This is a genomic window from Streptococcus sp. HMSC072D07 (genome assembly GCF_001814835.1).
Classification (GTDB): Bacteria; Bacillota; Bacilli; order Lactobacillales; family Streptococcaceae; genus Streptococcus.
Genome location: NZ_KV818064.1, coordinates 1 through 20,958, shown reverse-complemented (window position 1 = coordinate 20,958; position 20,958 = coordinate 1). Strand labels below are relative to the sequence as shown.

21 protein-coding genes, 2 tRNA genes and 3 pseudogenes are annotated in these 20,958 nt (G+C 40.5%); 17 read left to right on the top strand and 9 right to left on the bottom strand.

Annotation, left to right across the window (positions count from 1 at the left end; all coding sequences use genetic code 11):
• Positions 1 to 59: 59 nt before the first annotated feature.
• A tRNA-Ile gene (locus HMPREF2991_RS04655) sits at positions 60 to 133 on the top strand.
• 6 nt (positions 134 to 139) lie between these two features.
• Positions 140 to 227 (top strand) — tRNA-Ser (locus tag HMPREF2991_RS04650).
• A 76-nt stretch (positions 228 to 303) separates the two neighbouring features.
• Here HMPREF2991_RS04650 and birA read toward each other — a convergent pair.
• Positions 304 to 1,239 (bottom strand): bifunctional biotin--[acetyl-CoA-carboxylase] ligase/biotin operon repressor BirA, encoded by a 936-nt coding sequence (gene birA / locus HMPREF2991_RS04645; protein ID WP_049489592.1) that lies wholly within the window; start codon positions 1,237 to 1,239, stop codon positions 304 to 306.
• The gene (locus HMPREF2991_RS04640) at positions 1,239 to 2,096 is read right to left on the bottom strand and encodes an AraC family transcriptional regulator (protein ID WP_049489593.1); all 858 of its coding nucleotides are present in this window, start codon (positions 2,094 to 2,096) and stop codon (positions 1,239 to 1,241) included. Before HMPREF2991_RS04640 ends, birA begins: the two co-directional genes overlap by 1 nt.
• A gap of 107 nt (positions 2,097 to 2,203) precedes the next feature.
• Here HMPREF2991_RS04640 and HMPREF2991_RS04635 point away from each other — a divergent pair, with 107 nt between their 5' ends.
• The 13 genes from HMPREF2991_RS04635 (at position 2,204) to HMPREF2991_RS04575 (ending at position 16,751) form a co-directional block, all read left to right on the top strand.
• Positions 2,204 to 4,366 (top strand): alpha-galactosidase, encoded by a 2,163-nt coding sequence (locus tag HMPREF2991_RS04635; RefSeq protein WP_070683605.1) that lies wholly within the window; start codon positions 2,204 to 2,206, stop codon positions 4,364 to 4,366.
• Between the two features lie 34 nt (positions 4,367 to 4,400).
• Positions 4,401 to 5,651, top strand: coding sequence for an extracellular solute-binding protein (locus HMPREF2991_RS04630; protein ID WP_042902609.1), 1,251 nt, complete (start codon positions 4,401 to 4,403; stop codon positions 5,649 to 5,651).
• An 18-nt stretch (positions 5,652 to 5,669) separates the two neighbouring features.
• Positions 5,670 to 6,542, top strand: a complete 873-nt coding sequence (locus HMPREF2991_RS04625; protein WP_070683603.1) for a carbohydrate ABC transporter permease — start codon at positions 5,670 to 5,672, stop codon at positions 6,540 to 6,542.
• Positions 6,543 to 6,558: 16 nt separating this feature from the next.
• Positions 6,559 to 7,392, top strand: a complete 834-nt coding sequence (locus tag HMPREF2991_RS04620; protein WP_000711270.1) for a carbohydrate ABC transporter permease — start codon at positions 6,559 to 6,561, stop codon at positions 7,390 to 7,392.
• A gap of 205 nt (positions 7,393 to 7,597) precedes the next feature.
• The gene (gene gtfA / locus HMPREF2991_RS04615) at positions 7,598 to 9,040 is read left to right on the top strand and encodes a sucrose phosphorylase (protein WP_070567024.1); all 1,443 of its coding nucleotides are present in this window, start codon (positions 7,598 to 7,600) and stop codon (positions 9,038 to 9,040) included.
• Between the two features lie 132 nt (positions 9,041 to 9,172).
• Positions 9,173 to 10,366 carry an O-antigen ligase family protein gene (locus HMPREF2991_RS04610; protein ID WP_008289123.1) on the top strand — a complete coding sequence of 398 codons (1,194 nt, stop codon included), beginning with the start codon at positions 9,173 to 9,175 and terminating at the stop codon, positions 10,364 to 10,366.
• Between the two features lie 144 nt (positions 10,367 to 10,510).
• A complete protein-coding gene (locus tag HMPREF2991_RS04605; protein ID WP_070567021.1) occupies positions 10,511 to 10,954 on the top strand; it encodes a MarR family winged helix-turn-helix transcriptional regulator in 444 nt (147 codons plus the stop codon).
• A 72-nt stretch (positions 10,955 to 11,026) separates the two neighbouring features.
• Positions 11,027 to 11,755: an ATP-binding cassette domain-containing protein gene (locus HMPREF2991_RS04600; protein WP_070567018.1), complete on the top strand. Its 729-nt coding sequence runs from the start codon at positions 11,027 to 11,029 to the stop codon at positions 11,753 to 11,755.
• The gene (locus tag HMPREF2991_RS04595; RefSeq protein ID WP_070683601.1) at positions 11,748 to 13,268 is read left to right on the top strand and encodes an ABC transporter permease/substrate-binding protein; all 1,521 of its coding nucleotides are present in this window, start codon (positions 11,748 to 11,750) and stop codon (positions 13,266 to 13,268) included. Before HMPREF2991_RS04600 ends, HMPREF2991_RS04595 begins: the two co-directional genes overlap by 8 nt.
• A 490-nt stretch (positions 13,269 to 13,758) precedes the next feature.
• Positions 13,759 to 14,361: a hypothetical protein gene (locus tag HMPREF2991_RS04590; protein ID WP_000846126.1), complete on the top strand. Its 603-nt coding sequence runs from the start codon at positions 13,759 to 13,761 to the stop codon at positions 14,359 to 14,361.
• Complete coding sequence (locus HMPREF2991_RS04585; RefSeq protein ID WP_000130448.1) at positions 14,361 to 15,152, top strand: energy-coupling factor transporter transmembrane component T; 792 nt, start codon at positions 14,361 to 14,363, stop codon at positions 15,150 to 15,152. Before HMPREF2991_RS04590 ends, HMPREF2991_RS04585 begins: the two co-directional genes overlap by 1 nt.
• A complete protein-coding gene (locus HMPREF2991_RS04580) occupies positions 15,128 to 15,964 on the top strand; it encodes an ABC transporter ATP-binding protein (protein ID WP_000343048.1) in 837 nt (278 codons plus the stop codon). Before HMPREF2991_RS04585 ends, HMPREF2991_RS04580 begins: the two co-directional genes overlap by 25 nt.
• A complete protein-coding gene (locus HMPREF2991_RS04575) occupies positions 15,951 to 16,751 on the top strand; it encodes an energy-coupling factor ABC transporter ATP-binding protein (RefSeq protein WP_049478413.1) in 801 nt (266 codons plus the stop codon). The genes HMPREF2991_RS04580 and HMPREF2991_RS04575 overlap by 14 nt, the downstream gene beginning before the upstream one ends.
• Before the next feature lie 224 nt (positions 16,752 to 16,975).
• Here the strand turns inward: HMPREF2991_RS04575 and HMPREF2991_RS10930 are convergent, their stop codons facing one another.
• From HMPREF2991_RS10930 to HMPREF2991_RS11405, 5 genes and pseudogenes are all read right to left on the bottom strand, one after another.
• On the bottom strand, positions 16,976 to 17,137 hold the full coding sequence (locus tag HMPREF2991_RS10930; protein ID WP_001062367.1) for a hypothetical protein: 162 nt from the start codon (positions 17,135 to 17,137) through the stop codon (positions 16,976 to 16,978).
• The gene (locus HMPREF2991_RS04570) at positions 17,125 to 17,352 is read right to left on the bottom strand and encodes a hypothetical protein (protein WP_001152920.1); all 228 of its coding nucleotides are present in this window, start codon (positions 17,350 to 17,352) and stop codon (positions 17,125 to 17,127) included. The genes HMPREF2991_RS10930 and HMPREF2991_RS04570 overlap by 13 nt, the downstream gene beginning before the upstream one ends.
• 12 nt (positions 17,353 to 17,364) lie before the next feature.
• Positions 17,365 to 17,622, bottom strand: a complete 258-nt coding sequence (locus tag HMPREF2991_RS04565; RefSeq protein WP_001287840.1) for a plasmid replication protein — start codon at positions 17,620 to 17,622, stop codon at positions 17,365 to 17,367.
• A pseudogene (locus HMPREF2991_RS11410) lies at positions 17,615 to 17,935 on the bottom strand (DNA replication protein); the annotation flags it as partial. The gene HMPREF2991_RS04565 and the pseudogene HMPREF2991_RS11410, both read right to left, overlap by 8 nt.
• Before the next feature lie 24 nt (positions 17,936 to 17,959).
• Positions 17,960 to 18,310, bottom strand: a pseudogene (locus tag HMPREF2991_RS11405) (IS6 family transposase); the annotation flags it as partial.
• A 39-nt stretch (positions 18,311 to 18,349) separates the two neighbouring features.
• Here HMPREF2991_RS11405 and pnuC point away from each other — a divergent pair.
• Positions 18,350 to 18,856: pseudogene (gene pnuC, locus HMPREF2991_RS04555) on the top strand (nicotinamide riboside transporter PnuC); the annotation flags it as partial.
• Positions 18,857 to 18,893: 37 nt separating this feature from the next.
• Here pnuC and HMPREF2991_RS04550 read toward each other — a convergent pair.
• Together HMPREF2991_RS04550 and HMPREF2991_RS04545 are read right to left on the bottom strand one after the other, a co-directional pair.
• Positions 18,894 to 19,226, bottom strand: a complete 333-nt coding sequence (locus tag HMPREF2991_RS04550) for a hypothetical protein (RefSeq protein ID WP_042902620.1) — start codon at positions 19,224 to 19,226, stop codon at positions 18,894 to 18,896.
• 26 nt (positions 19,227 to 19,252) lie between these two features.
• Positions 19,253 to 19,807, bottom strand: coding sequence for a TetR/AcrR family transcriptional regulator (locus HMPREF2991_RS04545; RefSeq protein ID WP_070567034.1), 555 nt, complete (start codon positions 19,805 to 19,807; stop codon positions 19,253 to 19,255).
• Positions 19,808 to 19,939: 132 nt separating this feature from the next.
• On the opposite strand from HMPREF2991_RS04545, the gene HMPREF2991_RS04540 reads away from it, so the two are divergent.
• A complete protein-coding gene (locus tag HMPREF2991_RS04540) occupies positions 19,940 to 20,803 on the top strand; it encodes a cation diffusion facilitator family transporter (protein ID WP_070567005.1) in 864 nt (287 codons plus the stop codon).
• Positions 20,804 to 20,958 lie beyond the last annotated feature (155 nt).

Sequence of the window (20,958 nt, the reverse complement as noted above, 5' to 3'; positions counted from 1 at the left end):
CGCGAGTTCGATTCTCGTCACCCGCTTTGAACGAAAGTTCATACCAAGTTTTTGAACTTGGGCGCGTAGCTCAGGTGGTTAGAGCGCACGCCTGATAAGCGTGAGGTCGGTGGTTCGAGTCCTCTCGTGCCCATTAATAGGAGAATTACTCAAGAGGCTGAAGAGGACGGTTTGCTAAATCGTTAGGTCGGGTAATCGGCGCGGGGGTTCGAATCCCCCATTCTCCGTAAGTTAAGAGAGCTGTTAGGCTCTTTTTTTGTAAGCAAATCCCCCTTCTAAATCGTTAAAAGGGGGATTTGTTTATTACCAACTTGTTAGTGATATTTCTCCGCTATTTAGCCAGATAGTATGTTTATCTTCAAGTTCGACTTGAAGTTGGCCGGATTCTGAGATTTCTTTTGCAAGACCCTTTTTCAATTTTCCATCTAGCTGGAAGGTAACTTCTTTTCCAAGAACGATTGATCTTTCTTTATAGATATAAAGTAGTTCATCTGAATCCGTATTGTAGAAACAATTCCATATTTCGCTGATGAGCTTATTACGACTAATTGGTGCAGGTGGCATAAATAGGCTGCCTGCTTTTTCTTTTAGGTCATCTGGGAAGTCTGCTATAGAAAAATTTATACCAAGTCCGATAATGACGTCTGTAACCAAGCCTGTCTCAACTGATGTCATCGCTTCAGTGAGGATACCTGCTATTTTTTTATTTTTAAAGTAGATGTCATTTACCCATTTGATATCTACTTCTATCATAGTTAGATTTTTAATGGCTTTGTAGACTGCAGCAGCTACAAGGAGAGTATAGGATGGGAGTTTTTCATAGGGAAGATTGGGTTGAATATGCAGGGACATATAGATCCCACCCTGAGATGGAGAATAGTAGGGGCGCTGAAAGCGGCCACGACCTGCTGTTTGACAGGTTGAAAGATAGAGTGTATTTCCTTTGTTTCCAGCTTCAATCCCTTCTTTTGCATCTGTTTGAGTGGATTTTGTTTCTGGTTTGTAGAGAATGTTTAAGTTGGTTTTCTCCTGGATTATATCAGGCAATATCAAATCGCCTTGGATCAGCTTGTAACCTCTATTTTTAATACTGTCTATCATGAGTCCTTCTTGTTGGAGACGTTGGATTGCTTTCCATATGGATGTGCGGCTTAGATTCAGTTCTTGGCCAATTTTTTCTCCGCTGACATAGTCGTTTTCTCTGGCTAGTATTTGGTAGACTTGTTGGTGTGATTTCATTAATTTTCCTTTCTAACTAGGGAGAGGTGAGGGAGTTCTTTTCGAGTCTGGCTGGGTGTTTTATGAAAAAATTGCTTGTAAGCTTTCGAGAAATGGAGTGGGTCTGAAAATCCGACAGAGTACGCAATGACTTTAATTGATTCTTCAGTATGTTCCAGAAGTTGTTGTGCACGATGCATCCGAACGTAAAGTAGATACTCTTTTGGAGAGAGTTGATGAAATTCTTTAAACACACTAGTTAAGTAACTTCTATGAACCGATAGTTCTTTTGCTAAATCTTGAATGGTGAGTGATTGCGGGTAGTGACTATCTATCAACCGTTTGCAGTCAAGATAGAGTTGGTGGGTTGATGAAATATTCTCTTTTTTCTGATTGGGAGCAATCGTTCCTAGATGAAACATCAGTTCATGGAGTTGTCCCATGATGTGGAGTTGAGCCAATTCATTTGATTTTGTAATCTGAGCGAAGCGGACAATATCTGAGATGAGTTTTGCAGTTGTCTGGGTATGACAAGTTTCAGATTGGATTAGATAGGATTGGTCAGAAATTTGAGATAGAGCAAAGTAGTCAGGTGCCCTTCCTCCGGAGATCCCCAACCAGTAGTAAGCCCAAGGATCCTGGCTATCTGCTTGATAGAATGTTAATTCATCTGGTTTTAGTAAAAAGAAATCTCCTGTCTTTAAATCAACAATTTTCCCCTTATAATGGAACTGACCTTTTCCTTTAGTAATGTAATGTAGTACATAGGTATCTCGAATAGCTGGGCCAAAAGAGTAGTTGGGCGTGCATTCTTCATAACCGTAGAAGCTAAGAGAAAGATCAATTGTTCCAGTCTGATATTCTGAAAAAACGAGCATGGGCCACCTCCTACCTAACATTTTACCATACTTTAGAGACATTTTTCTATTTTAGAAAGCGCTTTTATTTGCTAAAATTTTATCAGGAAATCGATGAGGTGCAATTTATGGGAATTCGGATAGAGAATAATCTATTTTACGTTGAGAGTAAAGGTTTAAGTTTGATTATTGAAAATAGGGATGGGTTCTTATTATTAAAACATTTAGGAAAGACTATTAAGAACTATAGAGGGGCTAATAGTGTTTACGAACGCGATCATGCTTTTTCTGCTAATCCAATAGCTACTAATAGAACCTTTAGTTTGGATACGCAACGTCAGATTTTTGGACAACATGGTTTGGGTGACTTTAGAAAACCAACTTTACAGGTTCAGCACGATGCAACTGAAGTAACAGACTTTCGATTTGTAGAAGCAAAGATTTTAAGAGGTCAGAATGGTCCACAGGGTTTACCTTCTCCTCACAGCATGGATGGTACAGAAACTCTTGCCTTGATTTTAGAAGATCCTAAGGCTCAACTTAGTCTGACTTTGTATTATACTGCTTTTAATAATGATGCGACAATTGCTAGCTACAGTAAATTAGAGAATAATAGTAATCAGGAAGTTGTCATTCATAAGGACTTTTCTTTTATGGCTGATTTTCCTGCTGCAGCTTACGAAATAGTGACTTTACAGGGAGCTTATGCTCGTGAAAAGACTGTCCGACATCAACAGGTAGAACAAGGAATCTTTTCAATTAGTTCGAACCGTGGTGCTTCTGGGCATGCTCAAACACCAGCTCTTCTGTTATGTGATAAAGGAGTTACAGAGGATGCTGGGAATGTGTTTGCTCTACAACTGATGTATAGTGGAAACTTCGAAGCTTTTGTCCAAAAGAATCAATTGAATGAAGTTCGGGTTGCTATTGGGATTAATCCAGAAAATTTTTCTTGGAAGTTAGATCCTAAGGAAAACTTTGAAACACCGGTAGCTTTTGTGACTTATTCAGATAAGGGATTAACGGGTATTAGTCATGAAAGTCAGAATTTTGTACTTAAGCATATTATGCCAAGTAAATTTTCTAAAAAAGAGCGTCCAATTCTTATCAATAACTGGGAAGCTACCTACTTTGACTTTCAGAGAGAAAAACTGTTAGAACTAGCTGATGAAGCTAAGAAAGTTGGAATAGAACTTTTTGTATTAGATGATGGGTGGTTTGGTAATCGCTTTGATGATAATCGTGCTTTAGGTGATTGGGTTGTTAATGAGAAAAAGCTGGGTGGAAGTCTAGAAAGTCTGATTTCAGCGATCCATGAAAGAGGTTTGCAGTTTGGGCTTTGGTTAGAACCTGAGATGATTTCTGTTGATAGCGACTTGTATCGTAAACATCCTGACTGGGCTATTCAGGTTTCAGGATATGATCATATTTACTCTCGAAATCAATTAGTACTTAATCTTGCCAATCCCCAGGTAATAGAATATTTGAAAAATGTTTTAGATGAACTCCTCTCTCATCATAAAATTGACTACATCAAATGGGATATGAACCGCAATATCACTAATCTGGGGAATGGTTCAGTTTATCTGGAAACCCAGATGCAATCTCATCAATATATGTTGGGGCTTTACGAACTCGTTTCTTATCTGACAGAGAAACACAGTCATATTCTCTTTGAGTCCTGCTCTGGTGGTGGTGGACGAAATGATCTTGGTATGATGCGTTATTTCCCACAAGTCTGGGCTAGTGATAATACTGATGCTATTGCACGTTTACCAATCCAATACGGTTCATCCTATCTCTATCCAACCATTTCCATGGGGGCTCATGTGTCAGCAGTACCAAATCATCAGATGGGACGAATGACACCATTGGAAACTCGTGGTCATGTAGCAATGATGGGAAATCTGGGGTATGAGCTTGATTTGACAAGTTTATCAGATGAAGAGAAGGCTGAGATTGCTAATCAGGTGAACTTGTATAAAGAATTGCGACCAGTAGTCCAGTTGGGGAATCAGTATAGGTTAATCAATCCCGATGCTGAATCCAATGAAGCAGCTGTACAATTTAACTATGAAAATCAAACGATTGTGACCTACGTCCGAGTCCTGTCAGTTGTGGAAACAATGGAAACCACCTTGAAACTGAAAGACTTAGAAGTGGAAGGGCTTTATGAGCTGGAAGGGACAAACATTGTTTACTCGGGTGCAGAGCTCATGTATGCAGGTTTAACTGTTACCTTATCACCAGGAGATTTTTTGAGTAGACAGTATAAATTCAAAAGACTATAATAAAAGCGTATAAATTTATCAAGGAGGCATTCCAATGAAATGGTATAAGAAAGCAGGTTTTCTTTTAGTAGCTGGGGCAAGTTTACTAGGCCTCGTGGCTTGTGGTCAGAACAATCAATCAACTGATGGCAAGGTAACGATTGAGTTTTTTAACCAGAAGACCGAGATGGCAGATACCTTGCAAAAGATAGTGGATGATTTTGAGAAGGAACACCCTAATATTGATGTGAAGCTGACTACAGTACCTTCAGCTGGAATTGTTCTAAAGACTCGGATTTTATCAGGAGATGTTCCAGATATTATTAATATCTATCCTCAAAATATGGATTTTCAGGAGTGGGCGAAGGCAGGTTATTTTGCGGATATGACAGGAAAACCCTATCTTGAGAACATCAAGAATGACTATGCTGAAAAGTATGCAATCAATAACAAGATTTATAGTGTGCCTTTAACGGCCAACCTTTATGGAATCTATTACAATAAAACGAAGTTTAAAGAATTAGGACTTGAGGAACCGAAGACTTTTAAAGAATTTCAAGAGATTGTTAAAAAGATAAAAGATAGTGGGAATTCTCCATTTGCGGTTGCGGGCAATGAAGGCTGGACATTAAATGGTTACCACCAACTTTCTCTCATTACTCTTACGGGTAGTGGAGACGCGGCTAATAACTACCTTCGCTTTTCAAAACCAAATGCTATTTCTGCAGATGATGCTATTTTAAAAGCAGATGCAGAACGACTCGATTTATTAGCAGATAATGCTCAAGATGGTTGGCGTGGTGCCTCTTATAATGATGCGGTGGTAGCATTTTCGAGTGAAAAAGCTTTGATGATGCCACAAGGATCATGGGCATTAGCGGCAATTAATCAACAGGATCCAAAATTTGAGGTGGGGATGTTTGCTTTTCCTGGAGAAGAAGTAGGAAAAGAAGTCACTGTTGGTGCAGGGGATATGGCATTATCAACTTCAGCTACTACCAAACACCCTAAGGAAACCGAAGAATTTATCAGCTATATGACTAGTCCAAAAGCTATGCAGTCATACTATGATGTAGATGGATCACCTGTTGCGGTAAAAGGCATACAGGAAAAAGAAGATTCAGCGCTTGCAGCTATTTCTAAACTGGCTTTTACGGACAAACATTATGTTTGGTTGGGCCAACGCTGGAACTCTGAAGAAGACTTTTTTAATCTAAGTGCAGGTTACCTGATGGATAAAAATCTGAAAAATATGGCAAACAATCTCAATGCTTTCTTTAATCCAATGAAGGCAGATTTGGACTAGAATAGGAGTTAAGATGATATGGCTATTCGAAAATTTTTAAATAAATACTGGGGTTGGACATTTTTGCTCATCCCGCTTGCTTTACAAGCTATCTTCTTTTACTTTCCAATGGTACAAGGTGCTTTCTATAGTTTGACTAACTGGACTGGATTGACCTATAATTATAAATTTGTTGGTTTAAATAACTACAAATTGCTGATGATTGATGGGAAATTCTTCACAGCCATAGCCTTTACTTTGATTTTAACTCTGGCATTGATTATTGGAGAGATTACGATTGGGATGGTTGTGGCACGAGCCTTAAATTCTAAGATGAAGGGGCAGACCTTCTTTAGAGCTTGGTTCTTTTTCCCGGCTGTTTTGTCTGGTTTGACAGTTTCCTTGATTTTTAAACAATTCTTCAACTATGGTCTTCCAACGATTGGAAAAATTTTAGGAATTAGCTTTTTACAAGAGAGTCTATTGGGGACACCAGTTGGAGCGGTAGTGGCAACTATTTTTGTTCTTCTATGGCAAGGAGTAGCTATGCCAATCATTCTCTTTCTTGCTGGTCTTCAGAGTATTCCAAATGATATTTTAGAGGCAGCATCAATTGATGGTGCAACAAGTAAACAAACCTTTTGGAAGATTGAATTGCCCTATTTATTGCCAACGATCTCAATGGTTTTTATCTTGGCTCTTAAGTCTGGTTTGACAGCTTTTGACCAAATTTTTGCCTTGACGAGTGGTGGTCCAAATAATGCTACAACGTCTCTTGGACTGTTAGTCTACAACTATGCTTTCAAGAGTAATCAATATGGATATGCGAATGCAATTGCCTTGATTTTATTCTTAATTATTGGAATTGTTTCTATTATCCAAATCAAGCTATCAAAGAAATTTGAAATCTAATAGAGGAGTCCTACACATGAAAAAAGAAGAAAAATTGAATCAGTTTTGGAAATACGTCCTCTTGATAGTCGGTGGTATTCTTATACTTGTTCCTTTGTTGGTAACAGTATTTAGTTCTTTCAAGACAACTAAGGATATCATGAATCATTTCTTTAGTTTGCCCAATCCTTTTACGTTGAGTAATTATGAACGATTGATTTCGGATGGAATTGGAGGCTATTTCTGGAATTCAGCAGTTATTACGGTGTTATCATTGATTGTAGTGGCTTTCTTTATACCAGCTGCAGCTTATTCCATTGCTCGAAATATGTCCAAGAAAAAAGCCTTTGCAATTATGTATTCGCTCTTGATTTTAGGGATATTTGTTCCATTTCAGGTGATTATGATTCCCATCACAGTTATGATGAGTAAACTCGGTCTAGCAAATATGTGGGGGCTAGTAATACTCTACCTAACTTATGCTATTCCACAGACTCTCTTCTTGTATGTTGGTTATATAAAAATCAGTGTACCAGATAGTTTGGACGAAGCTGCGGAAATTGATGGGGCTGATCGTTTTACAATTTATCGTCGAATCATTTTTCCAATGTTGAAGCCCATGCATGCGACAACTTTGATTATCAATGCTCTCTGGTTCTGGAATGACTTTATGTTGCCACTCTTGATTCTGAATAAGGATTCCAAGATGTGGACTTTACCTCTCTTCCAATACAACTACCAAGGTCAGTACTTCAATGACTATGGTCCAAGTTTTGCATCTTATATTGTGGGAATTGTAACGATAACCATTGTCTACCTCATCTTCCAAAAACATATCATTTCAGGAATGAGTAACGGGGCAGTGAAGTAAGAAAGTGCTTAGGGAATTTATAATTCCATACATAGAGGAACAGTTCAGCTTGTTTACAATTCTATGTAGAAAAAAGAAAGTAGTACTTAGTTGCTTGCAGTCTATAGTAGTACGAGTTCAATATGAACAAAAACCTAAAAATATCTTTCATTTACGAAGCCAGGTCATATAAGACTTGGCTTTCATCAGAAAAAGGAGACCATCTATGACCATTCAAAATAAAACCATGTTGATTACTTACTCAGATAGTCTTGGAAATAACCTTAAAGACTTGTATGAGAATTTGGAAGAACATTTTGGCGATGCTATTGGGGGAGTTCACCTTCTACCATTTTTCCCGTCAACAGGAGATCGTGGATTTGCACCAGTTGACTATGATGAAGTGGATCCAGCGTTTGGTGATTGGGAGGATGTTAAGCGTTTAGGTGAGAAATATTATCTTATGTTTGACTTTATGATTAATCATATTTCTCGTCAATCTAAGTATTATAGGGACTATCAAGAAAAACATGAAGCCAGTGAATTTAAGGATCTCTTTTTAAACTGGGATAAGTTTTGGCCAGAGAACCGTCCGACACAGTCTGACGTAGATTTAATCTACAAGCGTAAGGATCGTGCACCAAAGCAAGAGATTGTTTTTGCAGATGGTTCAGTGGAACATTTGTGGAATACCTTTGGTGAGGAGCAGATTGATCTTGATGTGACCAAAGAAGTAACGATGAGATTCATCCGTAAGACGATTCAACATCTAGCAAGTAACGGGTGTGATTTGATTCGTCTAGATGCCTTTGCTTATGCAGTGAAGAAATTGGATACCAATGATTTCTTTGTGGAACCAGATATTTGGAATTTATTGGACAGAGTTCGAGATATCGCTGCTGAGTATGGGACAGAGCTCTTACCTGAGATTCATGAACACTATTCGATTCAGTTTAAAATAGCGGACCATGATTACTATGTTTACGATTTTGCCCTTTCAATGGTGACTCTTTATACTCTTTACAGTTCCAGAACAGAGCGCTTGGCCAAGTGGTTGAAGATGAGCCCGATGAAGCAATTTACGACACTAGATACCCATGATGGAATTGGAGTGGTGGATGTCAAAGATATCCTGACCGATGAGGAAATTGACTATGCTTCAAATGAGCTCTATAAGGTTGGAGCGAATGTCAAACGGAAGTACTCTAGTGCCGAGTATAACAATTTAGATATCTACCAAATCAATTCAACCTACTATTCTGCGCTTGGAGATGATGATGTCAAGTATTTCCTAGCTCGTCTGATTCAAGCTTTTGCTCCAGGCATTCCTCAGGTTTACTATGTGGGTCTATTAGCAGGAAAAAATGACTTGAAATTGTTAGAAGAAACCAAAGAAGGTCGAAATATTAATCGTCATTACTATAGCAATGAGGAAATAGCAGAAGAAGTTCAACGTCCTGTGGTGAAGGCCCTTCTCAATCTATTTTCTTTCCGTAATCGGTCAGAGGCCTTTGATCTAGAAGGAACTATAGAGGTGGAAACACCAACAGCTCACAGCATTGTAATCAAACGTCAAAATAAAGACAAGTCCGTAACAGCAGTAGCAGAAATTGATTTACAAAGTCAGACCTATCAAGTAGTGGAAAACGGCAGAAAAATTCAGTTCTAGTGCTATATTAATGAAAGAGTTTTTTTGTTGTGAAAACGTGTTCATTGTTCCCAAATGACGGAAAAAATGGTAGAATATAAAGATAGTTTAGCATTTATCTTCTGGAGAAATCCAGAACAGAAAGGATCCGTTTTGAAATCAATTGGATTACTGGATAAGATAAGAGGGCTTTCGAAAAAAGATTTCTTTTTGTATTTGATGATCATAAGTATCTTTTTACCTTTTTATTTGTTCTTAGCCCTCTTTGCTTTATATTTGATAGGTTTACTTGTTACTGGGGAGATGAAGGGAATTATCAAAGGATTAGCCAAACATCCTGTACTTCTCTTTTTTATTGCCTACAGTAGTATCATTTCCATCGTCGCCAAGAACTGGCTTGGATTGGTTGCATCTTTACTGATGTTTCTCTTCCTCATTTTCTTTAGTTTCTACCAGAAACGTCTGACACATGCTTTCTTTCGACTGATACTGCAGACAATCTTGTTTGGTAGTGTGCTCTCTGCGGCTTTTGCTACTTTGGAGCATTTCCAAATTGTAAAGAAATTTAACTATGCCTTTCTTTCGCCCAATATGCAGGTATGGCATCAGAATCGGGCAGAAGTGACCTTTTTTAATCCTAATTACTATGGAATTATTTGTTGTTTCTGTATCATGATTGCCTTCTATCTCTTTACAACGACCAAGTTGAATTGGTTGAAGGTATTCTGTGTGATTGCAGGCTTTGTTAATCTCTTTGGATTGAACTTTACTCAAAATCGAACTGCCTTTCCTGCTATTATCGCTGGAGCCATCATTTATCTCTTTACAACCATTAAAAACTGGAAGGCCTTTTGGCTTAGTATCGGGGTCTTTGCGATTGGCTTGAGTTTCCTTTTTTCTAGTGATTTGGGAGTTCGGATGGGGACTTTAGATTCCTCTATGGAAGAACGCATTTCTATCTGGGATGCTGGGATGGCCTTGTTTAAGCAAAATCCTTTTTGGGGGGAGGGGCCATTGACCTATATGCACTCTTATCCTCGGATAAATGCTCCTTATCATGAACATGCTCACAGCCTTTATATTGATACGATTCTGAGTTACGGAATTGTGGGAACCATTTTATTAGCTTTGTCTTCTGTTGCTCCTGTTCGTTTGATGATGGATATGAGTCAGGAGTCGGGGAAACGTCCAATTATCGGTCTTTATCTATCTTTCCTTACAGTGGTTGCTGTGCATGGAATCTTTGACTTGGCCCTTTTCTGGATTCAGTCAGGTTTCATTTTCTTGTTAGTTATGTGCAGTATTCCATTGGAGCGTCGAACCTTGGTATCAGACATGACGGATTAAGTTTATAAGATTGAAATCTTCTACCTTGAGTAGGAGATTTTTTACTGAGAAAAATTAGTTCTAAATCGAAATAGTTGACAATTGGAATAATAAGTATTATAATGTTTTTTATTCGTATCGATATAGAAATAAATTGGAGGTTTCATGAAATATTGTCATTTGGTAGCCCATCATATTCGTTTGTTGAATGGGCGGCTTTTTCAAAAGTTACTGAGACAAGACCCTGACTCTCTTTATCGGAGTGAGCAGGGAAAGATTTTAGCGGTTTTATGGAATAGTAAGACGGGCTGTGCAACTGCGACAGATATTGCGCTTGCGACTGGGCTTGCTAATAATACGTTGACGACTATGATAAAAAAGTTAGAGGAGCAAAATCTTATAACTGTCAGTCCGTGTGGAGAAGATAAGCGTAAGAAGTATTTAGTTTTAACAGAGTTGGGCAAGTCCCAGAAAGAAGTTGGGCAACGTGTCAGTCAGAGATTGGATACTATCTGTTACAAAGGATTTTCAGAGGAAGAAATTCGTCAGTTTGAAGGTTTTCAAGAAAGAATTTTGGCTAATCTGAAAGAGAAGGAAAATGAGGTTTAGAGTGGGGTAAATTAGTTATTAAAAGGTTGGTAACTTGACCAACCGAGGAAAATTTTAAATTGAGGACAAAGAATGATTGAATACAAAAATGTAGCGCTACGCTATACAGAAAAAGATGTTTTGAGAGATGTCAATTTACAGATTGAGAATGGGGAGTTCATGGTTTTAGTTGGGCCTTCTGGGTCTGGTAAGACGACCATGATCAAGATGATTAACCGTCTTTTGGAACCAACTGATGGAAATATATACATGGATGGTAAGCGCATCAAAGACTATGATGAGCGTGAGCTTCGTCTTTCTACTGGTTATGTTTTACAGGCCATTGCTCTGTTTCCCAATCTAACGGTTGCGGAAAATATTGCCCTCATTCCGGAGATGAAGGGCTGGACTAAGGAAGACATTGCGAAGAAAACAGAAGAGCTTTTGGCTAAAGTTGGTTTACCAGTGGCTGAGTATGGGCATCGACTTCCGAGTGAATTATCTGGTGGAGAACAGCAACGGGTTGGTATTGTCCGTGCTATGATTGGTCAGCCTAAGATTCTCCTCATGGATGAGCCCTTTTCAGCCTTGGATGCTATTTCTAGAAAACAGCTACAGGTTTTGACGAAAGAATTGCATAAAGAGTTTGGAATGACAACGATTTTTGTGACCCATGATACGGATGAAGCTTTGAAATTGGCGGACCGTATTGCTGTCTTGCAGGATGGAGAGATTCGTCAGGTGGCGAATCCTGAGACGATATTAAAGGCTCCTGCAACAGACTTTGTAGCAGACTTGTTTGGAGGTAGTGTTCATGACTAATTTGATATCAACTTTTCAGGATCGTTTTGGTGATTGGGTAACAGCTCTATCTCAACATTTGCAGTTGTCACTTTTGACCTTATTACTAGCTATTTTTATTGCTATTCCCTTGGCTGTTTATCTTCGATATCATGAGAAGTTGGCGGACTGGGTCTTGCAGATTGCAGGGATTTTCCAGACCATCCCGTCTCTAGCCTTGTTGGGGCTCTTTATCCCTTTGATGGGAATTGGGACCTTGCCTGCTTTGACGGCTCTAGTGATCTATGCGATTTTCCCAATTTTGCAAAATACCATCACTGGGCTAAAGGGAATTGATCCAAGTCTACAAGAGGCTGGGATTGCCTTTGGGATGACCAGGTGGGAGCGTCTCAAGAAGTTTGAAATTCCACTTGCCATGCCTGTCATTATGTCTGGGATTCGGACGGCAGCGGTCTTGATTATCGGTACGGCAACCTTGGCTGCCTTGATTGGTGCAGGGGGACTGGGTTCCTTTATCCTTTTGGGAATTGACCGCAATAATACTAGTCTGATTTTGATTGGGGCCCTTTCTTCTGCAGTGCTGGCCATTGCCTTTAACTTCCTACTAAAAGTGATGGAAAAAGCAAAATTGAGAACGATTTTCTCTGGTTTTGCCTTGGTGACTATATTGCTCGGTCTGTCTTATAGTCCAGCCCTCTTAGCTCAAAAAGAGAAAGAAAACTTGGTGATTGCTGGAAAATTGGGACCAGAACCCGAAATTTTGGCCAATATGTATAAATTGCTGATTGAAGAAAATACCAGTATGACTGCGACTGTTAAGCCGAATTTTGGGAAAACAAGCTTCCTCTATGAAGCTCTGAAAAAAGGGGATATTGATATCTATCCTGAATTTACCGGTACGGTGACTGAAAGTTTGCTTCAGCCATCACCCAAGGTAGGTCATGATCCGGATCAGGTTTATCAGGTGGCGCGTGATGGCATTGCCAAACAAGATCATCTTGCCTATCTCAAACCCATGTCTTATCAAAATACCTACGCTGTAGCTGTTCCGAAAAAGATTGCTCAAGAATATGGCTTGAAGACCATTTCGGACTTGAAAAAAGTGGAAGGGCAGCTGAAGGCAGGCTTTACACTCGAATTTAATGACCGTGAAGATGGAAATAAGGGCTTGCAATCAATGTATGGTCTCAATCTCAACGTAGCGACCATGGAGCCAGCTCTTCGCTATCAGGCAATTCAGTCAGGCGATATTCAAATCACAGATGCCTATTCGACAGATGCAGAATTGGCGCGTTATGATTTGCAGGTCTTGGAAGATGACAAGCAACTCTTCCCACCTTATCAAGGAGCGCCACTCATGAAAGAAGCTCTTCTCAAGAAACATCCTGAGTTGGAGACAGTTCTCAATAAATTGGCTGGTAAAATTACTGAAAGCCAGATGAGCCAGCTCAACTACCAAGTCGGCGTTGAAGGCAAGTCAGCAGAACAAGTAGCCAAGGAGTTTTTACAAGAACAAGGTTTGTTGAAGAAATAGCTTGAGAATAGCAAACTCAACTTTGGCTAAACGACCATATAGAAAAATGCTCAGACAATCTTGTCTGGGCTTTTTTGATATTAGAGTTACTAAATGTCATTTAAAATGGAAAATAATACTCAATGAAAATCAAAGAGCAAACTAGGAAGCTAGCCGCAGGTTGCTCAAAGCACAGCTTTGAGGTTGTAGATAGAACTGACGAAGTCAGTAACATATATACGGTAAGGCGACGCTGACGTAGTTTGAATTTGATTTTCGAAGAGTATAAGAGGAAATTTTCGGGATTTTCTAGATTTTTACTGTAAATACACTTGACTATTCACAAAATAGGTGTATAATGTGTTGTGAACTACTTAACAAATCAGGATTTCCAGCTCATGTCGACTAAGGATGGAAATCTTGTGTATAGACAGTTCAGTAGATATATAATAGAGCGTTGCGTCCGAAAGTCTATCCAGACACGGCTCTTTAAAAACAAAAGGAGAAGATTATGAAAACAGAACCGATTCATCGTACCAGTATGTGGAAATTTAAGTTAAGTGCTGCCACCATGACTTTGATTCCCGCTGCCGTGGGGATTAACTATGTTGCCAAAGCCTTGGCGGAGGGGTTAAAGTTGCCCGTTTGGCTGGGGTCTTTGGGAACCTTTCTTACCAGCATGTTGGCTGGGCCGGTTGCCGGTGCCATTAGTGGTTTCATCAACAACGTGATCTATGGGCTGACCTTATCGCCAATTTCAACCGTGTATGCGATTACCAGCATCGGAATTGGGATTGCTGTCGGAGTTTTGCACGCCAATGGGTGGTTCTCGTCAGCGCGACGAGTATTTGTTTCTGCTATTATTATTGCCATCGTTTCAGCTGTCATTTCAACGCCACTCAACGTCATCTTTTGGGGTGGTCAGACCGGTATCGCTTGGGGTGACTCATTGTTTGCGGTAATGGTCGCCAATCATGCACCAGTGTGGCTGGCCTCATTTATCGATGAGTTTGTCTTGGATATTTTGGATAAAGTCTGCGTGGCCTACCTGGCATTCTTCATCTATCGTCAGCTGCCGAAGCGGATGGTGCACTTCTTTAGCGATGATAAATGATGACTGATAAAACATTGATTTCTGGAGCGCCACGGGTCAAGCTCAAATGGTACCAGGTGATCGATCCGATTACTAAGCTCTTGTTCATCTTGGACATGACGTTGTTGAGCTTTGCCAGTATGAATTTATTGCTTCAGGCCGGATTAATTCTTGTCGCAACACTGCTATTGTTATTTTCCAAATTGAGTTCTACCACCTTTAAGGCGCTGGGATTCAGCCTGTTTCTGATTTGCACCATGCTGATCATCCAAGGGTTATTTTACAGTCGGAATCAAACTGTGCTGTTTTCTGTGCTTGGGGTGTCGTTCTACAAAGAGGGCCTGATTTACGCCACCACTCTGGGTTGTCGAGTATTGGTGATTATTTTGACCAGTGGCTTTTTTATGGTGACCACGAGTATTTCAGAAAACGCGGCCTATTTGGAACTGTCCGGATTGTCTTATAAAACCGTCTACGTTCTGATGTCGGTGTGTTATATTTTGCCGGAAATGATGCGCAATATGCGGAAAATCCAGCAGGCACAAAAAGTTCGCGGAACCAATCCGCAAAAAACGTTGATTCAGAAATTAAAGTCAGTCCTGCCGGTTCTAATTCCATTGGTGATTAAGACCTTGGATCAATCGATGACGCGGTCGATTTCTCTCCAACTGAGAGGTTTTGATAATCTCAACCGGACTGTCAGAACCTCCCAGCGCGTGTATCGCCTGTCGCGGACGCTGCACATTGGTCTGACTGGATTGGCAATTTTATTGATTGGGTGGAAGATATGGACGAAGATAAACGGATTGTAATTGAAAATTTGACCACCCGTTATCCGGGTACTGAGCAACCACAACTGCGTCAGATTAACGCGGAGGTTCATACCGGCCAGGTGGTTGGGATTATCGGGAATAGCCACTCCGGCAAATCGACTTTGTGCCGTGTGCTGGCAGGGGTCATTCCCAAAATTGTGTCTGCTGAGATTGAGGGCGATTGGCACATGTTTGGCCAGCGAGTGTCTGACAATTGGCCCGTTTATAATGCCATGAATGGAGTTGTACTGCAAAATCCAGCTGGCCAACTAAGCGGGTTGGCAGACACGGTTGCCGATGAAATCGCCTTTGACTTGATTAATCAGGGAATGGCTGAAGGACTGATTCAAAAACGGGTTGAAGAAGTTGCCACGCAAATGGGGCTGATTGAACAGCTGAATTTGCGTCCCGAGAGCCTTTCCGGTGGTCAGATCCAGCGGTTGGCAATTGCCACGGCGATTGTGGCTAATCCGGCTGTTTTGATTATGGATGATCCGACCAGTGAGATGGATCCCCTTGGCCGCCGGCAATTTTTCCAATGGCTGGCCCAAGTCAAAGAGACGACTGTCTTCATTGTCACCAGTGAAATTGACGATTTGTGCGAAGTCGCCGACGTTGTGTGGGTGCTGCACGAGGGTCAAATGGTAGCCCAGGGCAGGCCGGGTGAGGTGTTTAATCATTTGGCAGCTGACTGGCAGATTCCAGCCCCGACAATCCAGCAACTTGCTCAAAAAATGGATTGGCACTTGGCTGATGGCCGGTATCCAGTGAATTACGCTGATCTGAAGGAGGTTCGTTATGTCCACAATTGAACTGAGCCACCTGACGTTCACTTATCCGGAACGGTCCTTTAGCTTGGATGTTGAAGACAAACACTTCGCCGATCCGATGGTGGCGATTGTCGGCCAAAATGGTGCCGGCAAATCAACGCTCTTCAAATTGTTGACGGGTTTGCTGACACCACAAACCGGTGTGATTAAGATCGATGGAGAAAATTTTAATGATCTTAAACCAGTCGAAAAGTTACTGAAGGTTGGGATTACTTTTCAGAATCCTGACGATCAGCTTTTCAACCCGACCGTTCAACGAGAGGTGGAGTGGAATGTCGCGCAGGTCATAGATGACCACGACACGATTACGAGGCGGGCTTTAGCGGCTCTAAAAAGAGTTGGCTTGGATGATAAAACAGCTGAAAGTCCATATGACCTGTCATTGTCGGAACGCAAGCTGTTGAGCGTTGCCACAGTTTTGGCAGTGGATCCGGCGATTTATTTATTTGATGAGCCGATGATGTCGCTTGATTGGGAAAGCCGGCGCAAGTTGACCGCAATTTTCCATCAGTTGGCTGATTCGGGCCACCAAGTTGTGACCATCACCCATGACATGGATTGGGTCGCCGCCGAGTTTGAATCGGTGTATGTTATGGAACACGGGAAGTTTGGCTTCGCCGGCAGTCCACGGGAATTGTTCAGCAATCACGAACTTGTCCAGCGAGTGGGATTACTACCACCGCGGATTATGGACATAGCGGAGTCGCTGGGTGATTCACAGACATATTTATCGGTTAATGATTATTGCCAGAAAAATCGAGATGTATAGAAAAAGTCACCTCTGCGGGTTTTCCAGGTTGAAGGATTAACTTCAGCTTCTGGCAAGAACTCACATGGGTGACTTTTGTGTTTAATAACGTTTCATGATCATCGGGTGCTTCCTCAGATCACTCGGTTTGATTTTACTTTGTTTCATGGTCATAATCATATACCATTTCTTTTGGATTTTTTGTTTGACTAATACAAAATAGGTCTTCATAGGTCTTCGCATTTTTAGCGCCCATTAGGATCATCAGTATAATTTTCTGAATTAGGAGACTGTCCCATCACTATTCGAACTTCGTCTCCCAACTTACGCTGTTCCCATTCATCCGTGAATCCTTTAAATCGCAATTCTGGAACTTTCTTTTTAACTGAATCATCTATTTTCGCCATAGTCCCCACCATTTTATTGGTTTTTCTTGTTCTTCTATCCTTTTTTGATCTTTGATTTGTTCCTGTAAATTTTCCAACTTCTCTTTAAGAGCGTTCACTTCATCTTTATATTGATTGTCTAAGTGTTTGAATTCTGTTTCCTGTGAGGGCATTTTGAGGGCTTTTAAGTTATCATTTTCCGCCTTGTATTCTTCTAGCAACTTTTTATCTTGCAAGGCTAATCGTTGTTACTGGTCTAACAAATTAGTTAGTTTTTCTATTTGTTGGTCTTTGCTACTTATTTGTTGGTCTTTGGTATTTGATTTGCTACTACTTTCTACTTTACCTAAAATTATTTTTTCTGCTTTAGAATTTATTAGATTAGACCCATTGGAACTTTTAAGCTGTAATTCTTTTGGTAACCTTTGGTAGTGATATTGAATATTTTGTTTTGTAACACTCAACTCATCCGCCAGCTCTTTGATCGTTTTTAAGTCTTCACTCATGGTTTAAGTCCTGCCTTTTAACCGTTGGTAGATATTGTTCAATGACTTTTTTGAGGTAGCGTGCGATATTATGCTTAGAATATTCTTCACGTCTGCTGGCAACATAAGACAAGTGGTCTTTAACACTATTTAGCCCTCTTAATTCTTTCAGTTCGTCATAGAGGGGGTAAACATGGACTTGCAATTCTGCCATGATTTTTGTATCTTGCATTTCAAACGGACTTAGCAACATATTTTCTAGCAATAGCGTGGTGTACTTGCTTTTCATTGCTTCAATAGCTAGCTTATCTTCGGTTTCTGCTTTGCGTGCTTTATCTTCTTGATAGGCGGTATCTTCTAACTTATAGCTGTTATCGTCTGCTCGACGTTTCTTTCGTAACCAGATATCCAATGTTAAACCGTCCGCATCAATCGCTCGATAGAGATAATGCCAACGCCCCTTAATTTTGATATAGGTTTCATCCATTTTCCACGAATAGAAGGACTGTTTATTTTTCTTTTTCCAGAGATGATAGAGGATTTTACTGTATTCTTGAACCCACCGATAAATCGTAGTGTGACAAACATTTATTCCACGGTCATAAAGCAATTCCTGAACTTCACGATAGCTCAGATTGTAACGTAGGTAATAACCAACAGCGACAATGATGACGTCTTGTTGGAATTGTTTGCCTTTAAAATGATTCATCTCTCAAGCCTTACTAACCTTTTTTCTGCTCTTTGAGAAGCTGAAGGTCGTGCTAGTAACTACCTATTTGGTTTGATTAATTCCATCATTTATCTGGTGCTTGCCCTTCAAAAAGGCTTCTATGGTGAGGTTTTAACAACTCTCTATTTTACAATTATGCAGCCAATTGGACTTCTAGTGTGGATCTACCAAGCACAGTTCAAGAAAGAAAAGTAGGAGTTTGTCGCGCGTAAACTGGACGGCAAGGGTTGGACCAAGTATCTTTCCGTTAGTGTTCTTTGGTGGTTGGCCTTTGGATTCATTTATCAGTCTATCGGAGCCAATCGTCCTTATCGCGATTCCATCACCGATGCGACCAATGGGGTTGGGCAAATCCTCATGACAGCTGTTTACCGTGAACAATGGATATTCTGGGCTTCTACCAATGTCTTTTCAATCTATCTCTGGTGGGGAGAAAGCCTGCAAATCCAAGGGAAATACCTAATTTATCTCATCAATAGTCTAGTTGGGTGGTATCAGTGGAGCAAGGCAGCAAAAAGCGCTTAAAAAAGTAAAAAAAGGATCAGATGATCCTTTTTTTGTGTTAGAGCAAAATGAATAATACCGTAATGATAATAGCGGTCGTTATACGAACGATGTGGTGCGAGATATGTTGTTTTTCTTTCTGTTGGCCGTTCCAGTAGGCACCATAGCAGACGATACTCGAGCCCACAATCCATAGAAGAATGGTTGCAAGTGGGACGAAGTAAAAGATAGCTAGAGCCAAAGAGGTGAGACAACTGCCGACCAAGATACACTTGTTTCCCAAACTGTAGTTCTTTTGTTTCATGGCTGAAAAGGCAGCAGCAAGGTGAAGCAATGAGAAGGCGAGAGCTAGTACAATTGTTAGTATTCCTAGAATCATCGAAGTTAACATAGTTGGTTCCTTTCTGAGTTTCAGGCTTAGTTATCAAGTGGAGTTGTAGAGGTCATCTCCATTACATCAAGGTAAAATCTCACCACTTGCTCTTCGGTATAAGATTTTCCTTTTTTTAGCCACCAAGTTAGGGTCTCGATAAAGTTCGTCACAACAAAATGCTGGAGGTAGGAGGCCGGAATGTTTGGATAGGCCTCTTGCAAGTCATCCGCCACCATGGGATAAACGTGGTGTTCGAGTTCCTTGTGTAGTTGGCGGAGGAAGTAGTCGTTTTTAGAAAAAAGGAGACTGGTGACATGGTCCTGGTTTTTCTGAAAATGTAAAAAGATATGTGCGAGGTAGTCCTCGGTAGTAAAGTGTTCTTCCCTTTCAAAGAGATGATGAAAGAGGTAGCGACAGAGCTCATCTAAAAGGAGTTCCTTACTTTCATAGTGACAGTAAAAAGTAGAACGTCCAACATCTGCTAGGTCAATGATATCCTGGACAGTAGTGGCATCATAGCCCTTGTCGTTCAAAAGTTGTAAAAAAGCTTGATAGATAGCTTTTTTCGTCTTACTAACCCGACGGTCTCTTTTTGGCATATAGACACTTGAGACAAACTGTTCAGAACTGAACATAGTTTACAGTTTGCTTCTATCCTTTCTTTGAATTTTATTAGATAATACAAATGAAAGAAGTATGTATATACCCATTATACCAAAGGAGGGAGAGAAATGAGTTCTAAAACATCTATCTGGTTAGCTTTTTTCTTAAATTTAAGCTATGCGATTGTTGAGTTTATAGCAGGAGGAATCTTTGGTTCGAGTGCAGTTCTTGCTGATTCTGTTCACGACCTGGGAGATGCTATGGCCATTGGCATCTCAGCCCTTTTAGAAACGATTTCCAATCGTGAAGAAGATAGACAGTACACCTTGGGTTACAAACGCTTTAGTCTTTTAGGGGCCATGCTAACGGCTGTGATTCTTATGATAGGGTCTGTCCTAGTGATCTTGGAAAATGTCACAAAGATCGTTCACCCTCAACCCGTTAATGAAAATGGTATCCTATGGCTGGGAATCATTGCAGTGGCTATTAATGTGCTAGCTAGTCTGGTAGTTCGTAAAGGAAAGACAAAGAACGAGTCAATTCTTAGCTTGCATTTTTTGGAAGACACCCTTGGTTGGCTGGCTGTCATCCTAATGGCGATTATCCTCCGATTTACAGATTGGTATATCCTCGATCCGCTTTTATCGCTGGTTATTTCTATCTTTATTCTGTCGAAAGCCATTCCTCGCTTTTGGAGCGCACTGAAGATTTTCCTAGATGCTGTGCCAGAAGGGGTCGAGACAAGTGATCTGGAGAAGGATATAGAGGCTCTGACCAATGTCAACAGTGTTAACCAACTTAGCATTTGGTCCATGGACGGTCTAGAGAACAATGCTATTGTCCACATCTGTATCGAGGACTGGGAACAGATGATGGAAACCAAAGAAGTGGTGCGTCAATGTTTAGAAGAAAGAGGCGTGCAGAATATCACTATTGAAGTAGATAGCAGTCAAAGCAATCATGCGCAACATAGGCGGAGGGTGTCCAGATAACAAATACTTATCTGGACACTATCATTAAGGCATAAAGAACCGATCGCATAAGAAATCGGTTCTTTATTTCTTACCCAATTTCTGTGTTTTGTCTAAGGGGCGCTATAACCTCATTAACTCTAGCTCACGCTGTTGAAGGGTAATGAGCTGGTCCA

What these genes read in the sequence shown, in the direction of transcription:
- HMPREF2991_RS04565 (WP_001287840.1), bottom strand. Translation starts at nt 17,622, where the DNA reads ATGAGTGAAGACTTAAAAACGATCAAAGAGCTGGCGGATGAGTTGAGT.
- birA (WP_049489592.1), bottom strand. Translation starts at nt 1,239, where the DNA reads ATGAAATCACACCAACAAGTCTACCAAATACTAGCCAGAGAAAACGAC.
- HMPREF2991_RS04625 (WP_070683603.1), top strand. Translation starts at nt 5,670, where the DNA reads ATGGCTATTCGAAAATTTTTAAATAAATACTGGGGTTGGACATTTTTG.
- HMPREF2991_RS04640 (WP_049489593.1), bottom strand. Translation starts at nt 2,096, where the DNA reads ATGCTCGTTTTTTCAGAATATCAGACTGGAACAATTGATCTTTCTCTT.
- HMPREF2991_RS04580 (WP_000343048.1), top strand. Translation starts at nt 15,128, where the DNA reads ATGGACGAAGATAAACGGATTGTAATTGAAAATTTGACCACCCGTTAT.
- HMPREF2991_RS04585 (WP_000130448.1), top strand. Translation starts at nt 14,361, where the DNA reads ATGACTGATAAAACATTGATTTCTGGAGCGCCACGGGTCAAGCTCAAA.
- HMPREF2991_RS04600 (WP_070567018.1), top strand. Translation starts at nt 11,027, where the DNA reads ATGATTGAATACAAAAATGTAGCGCTACGCTATACAGAAAAAGATGTT.
- HMPREF2991_RS04575 (WP_049478413.1), top strand. Translation starts at nt 15,951, where the DNA reads ATGTCCACAATTGAACTGAGCCACCTGACGTTCACTTATCCGGAACGG.
- HMPREF2991_RS04550 (WP_042902620.1), bottom strand. Translation starts at nt 19,226, where the DNA reads ATGTTAACTTCGATGATTCTAGGAATACTAACAATTGTACTAGCTCTC.
- HMPREF2991_RS04620 (WP_000711270.1), top strand. Translation starts at nt 6,559, where the DNA reads ATGAAAAAAGAAGAAAAATTGAATCAGTTTTGGAAATACGTCCTCTTG.
- HMPREF2991_RS04595 (WP_070683601.1), top strand. Translation starts at nt 11,748, where the DNA reads ATGACTAATTTGATATCAACTTTTCAGGATCGTTTTGGTGATTGGGTA.
- HMPREF2991_RS04545 (WP_070567034.1), bottom strand. Translation starts at nt 19,807, where the DNA reads ATGCCAAAAAGAGACCGTCGGGTTAGTAAGACGAAAAAAGCTATCTAT.
- HMPREF2991_RS10930 (WP_001062367.1), bottom strand. Translation starts at nt 17,137, where the DNA reads ATGGCGAAAATAGATGATTCAGTTAAAAAGAAAGTTCCAGAATTGCGA.
- gtfA (WP_070567024.1), top strand. Translation starts at nt 7,598, where the DNA reads ATGACCATTCAAAATAAAACCATGTTGATTACTTACTCAGATAGTCTT.
- HMPREF2991_RS04540 (WP_070567005.1), top strand. Translation starts at nt 19,940, where the DNA reads ATGAGTTCTAAAACATCTATCTGGTTAGCTTTTTTCTTAAATTTAAGC.
- HMPREF2991_RS04605 (WP_070567021.1), top strand. Translation starts at nt 10,511, where the DNA reads ATGAAATATTGTCATTTGGTAGCCCATCATATTCGTTTGTTGAATGGG.
- HMPREF2991_RS04635 (WP_070683605.1), top strand. Translation starts at nt 2,204, where the DNA reads ATGGGAATTCGGATAGAGAATAATCTATTTTACGTTGAGAGTAAAGGT.
- HMPREF2991_RS04590 (WP_000846126.1), top strand. Translation starts at nt 13,759, where the DNA reads ATGAAAACAGAACCGATTCATCGTACCAGTATGTGGAAATTTAAGTTA.
- HMPREF2991_RS04630 (WP_042902609.1), top strand. Translation starts at nt 4,401, where the DNA reads ATGAAATGGTATAAGAAAGCAGGTTTTCTTTTAGTAGCTGGGGCAAGT.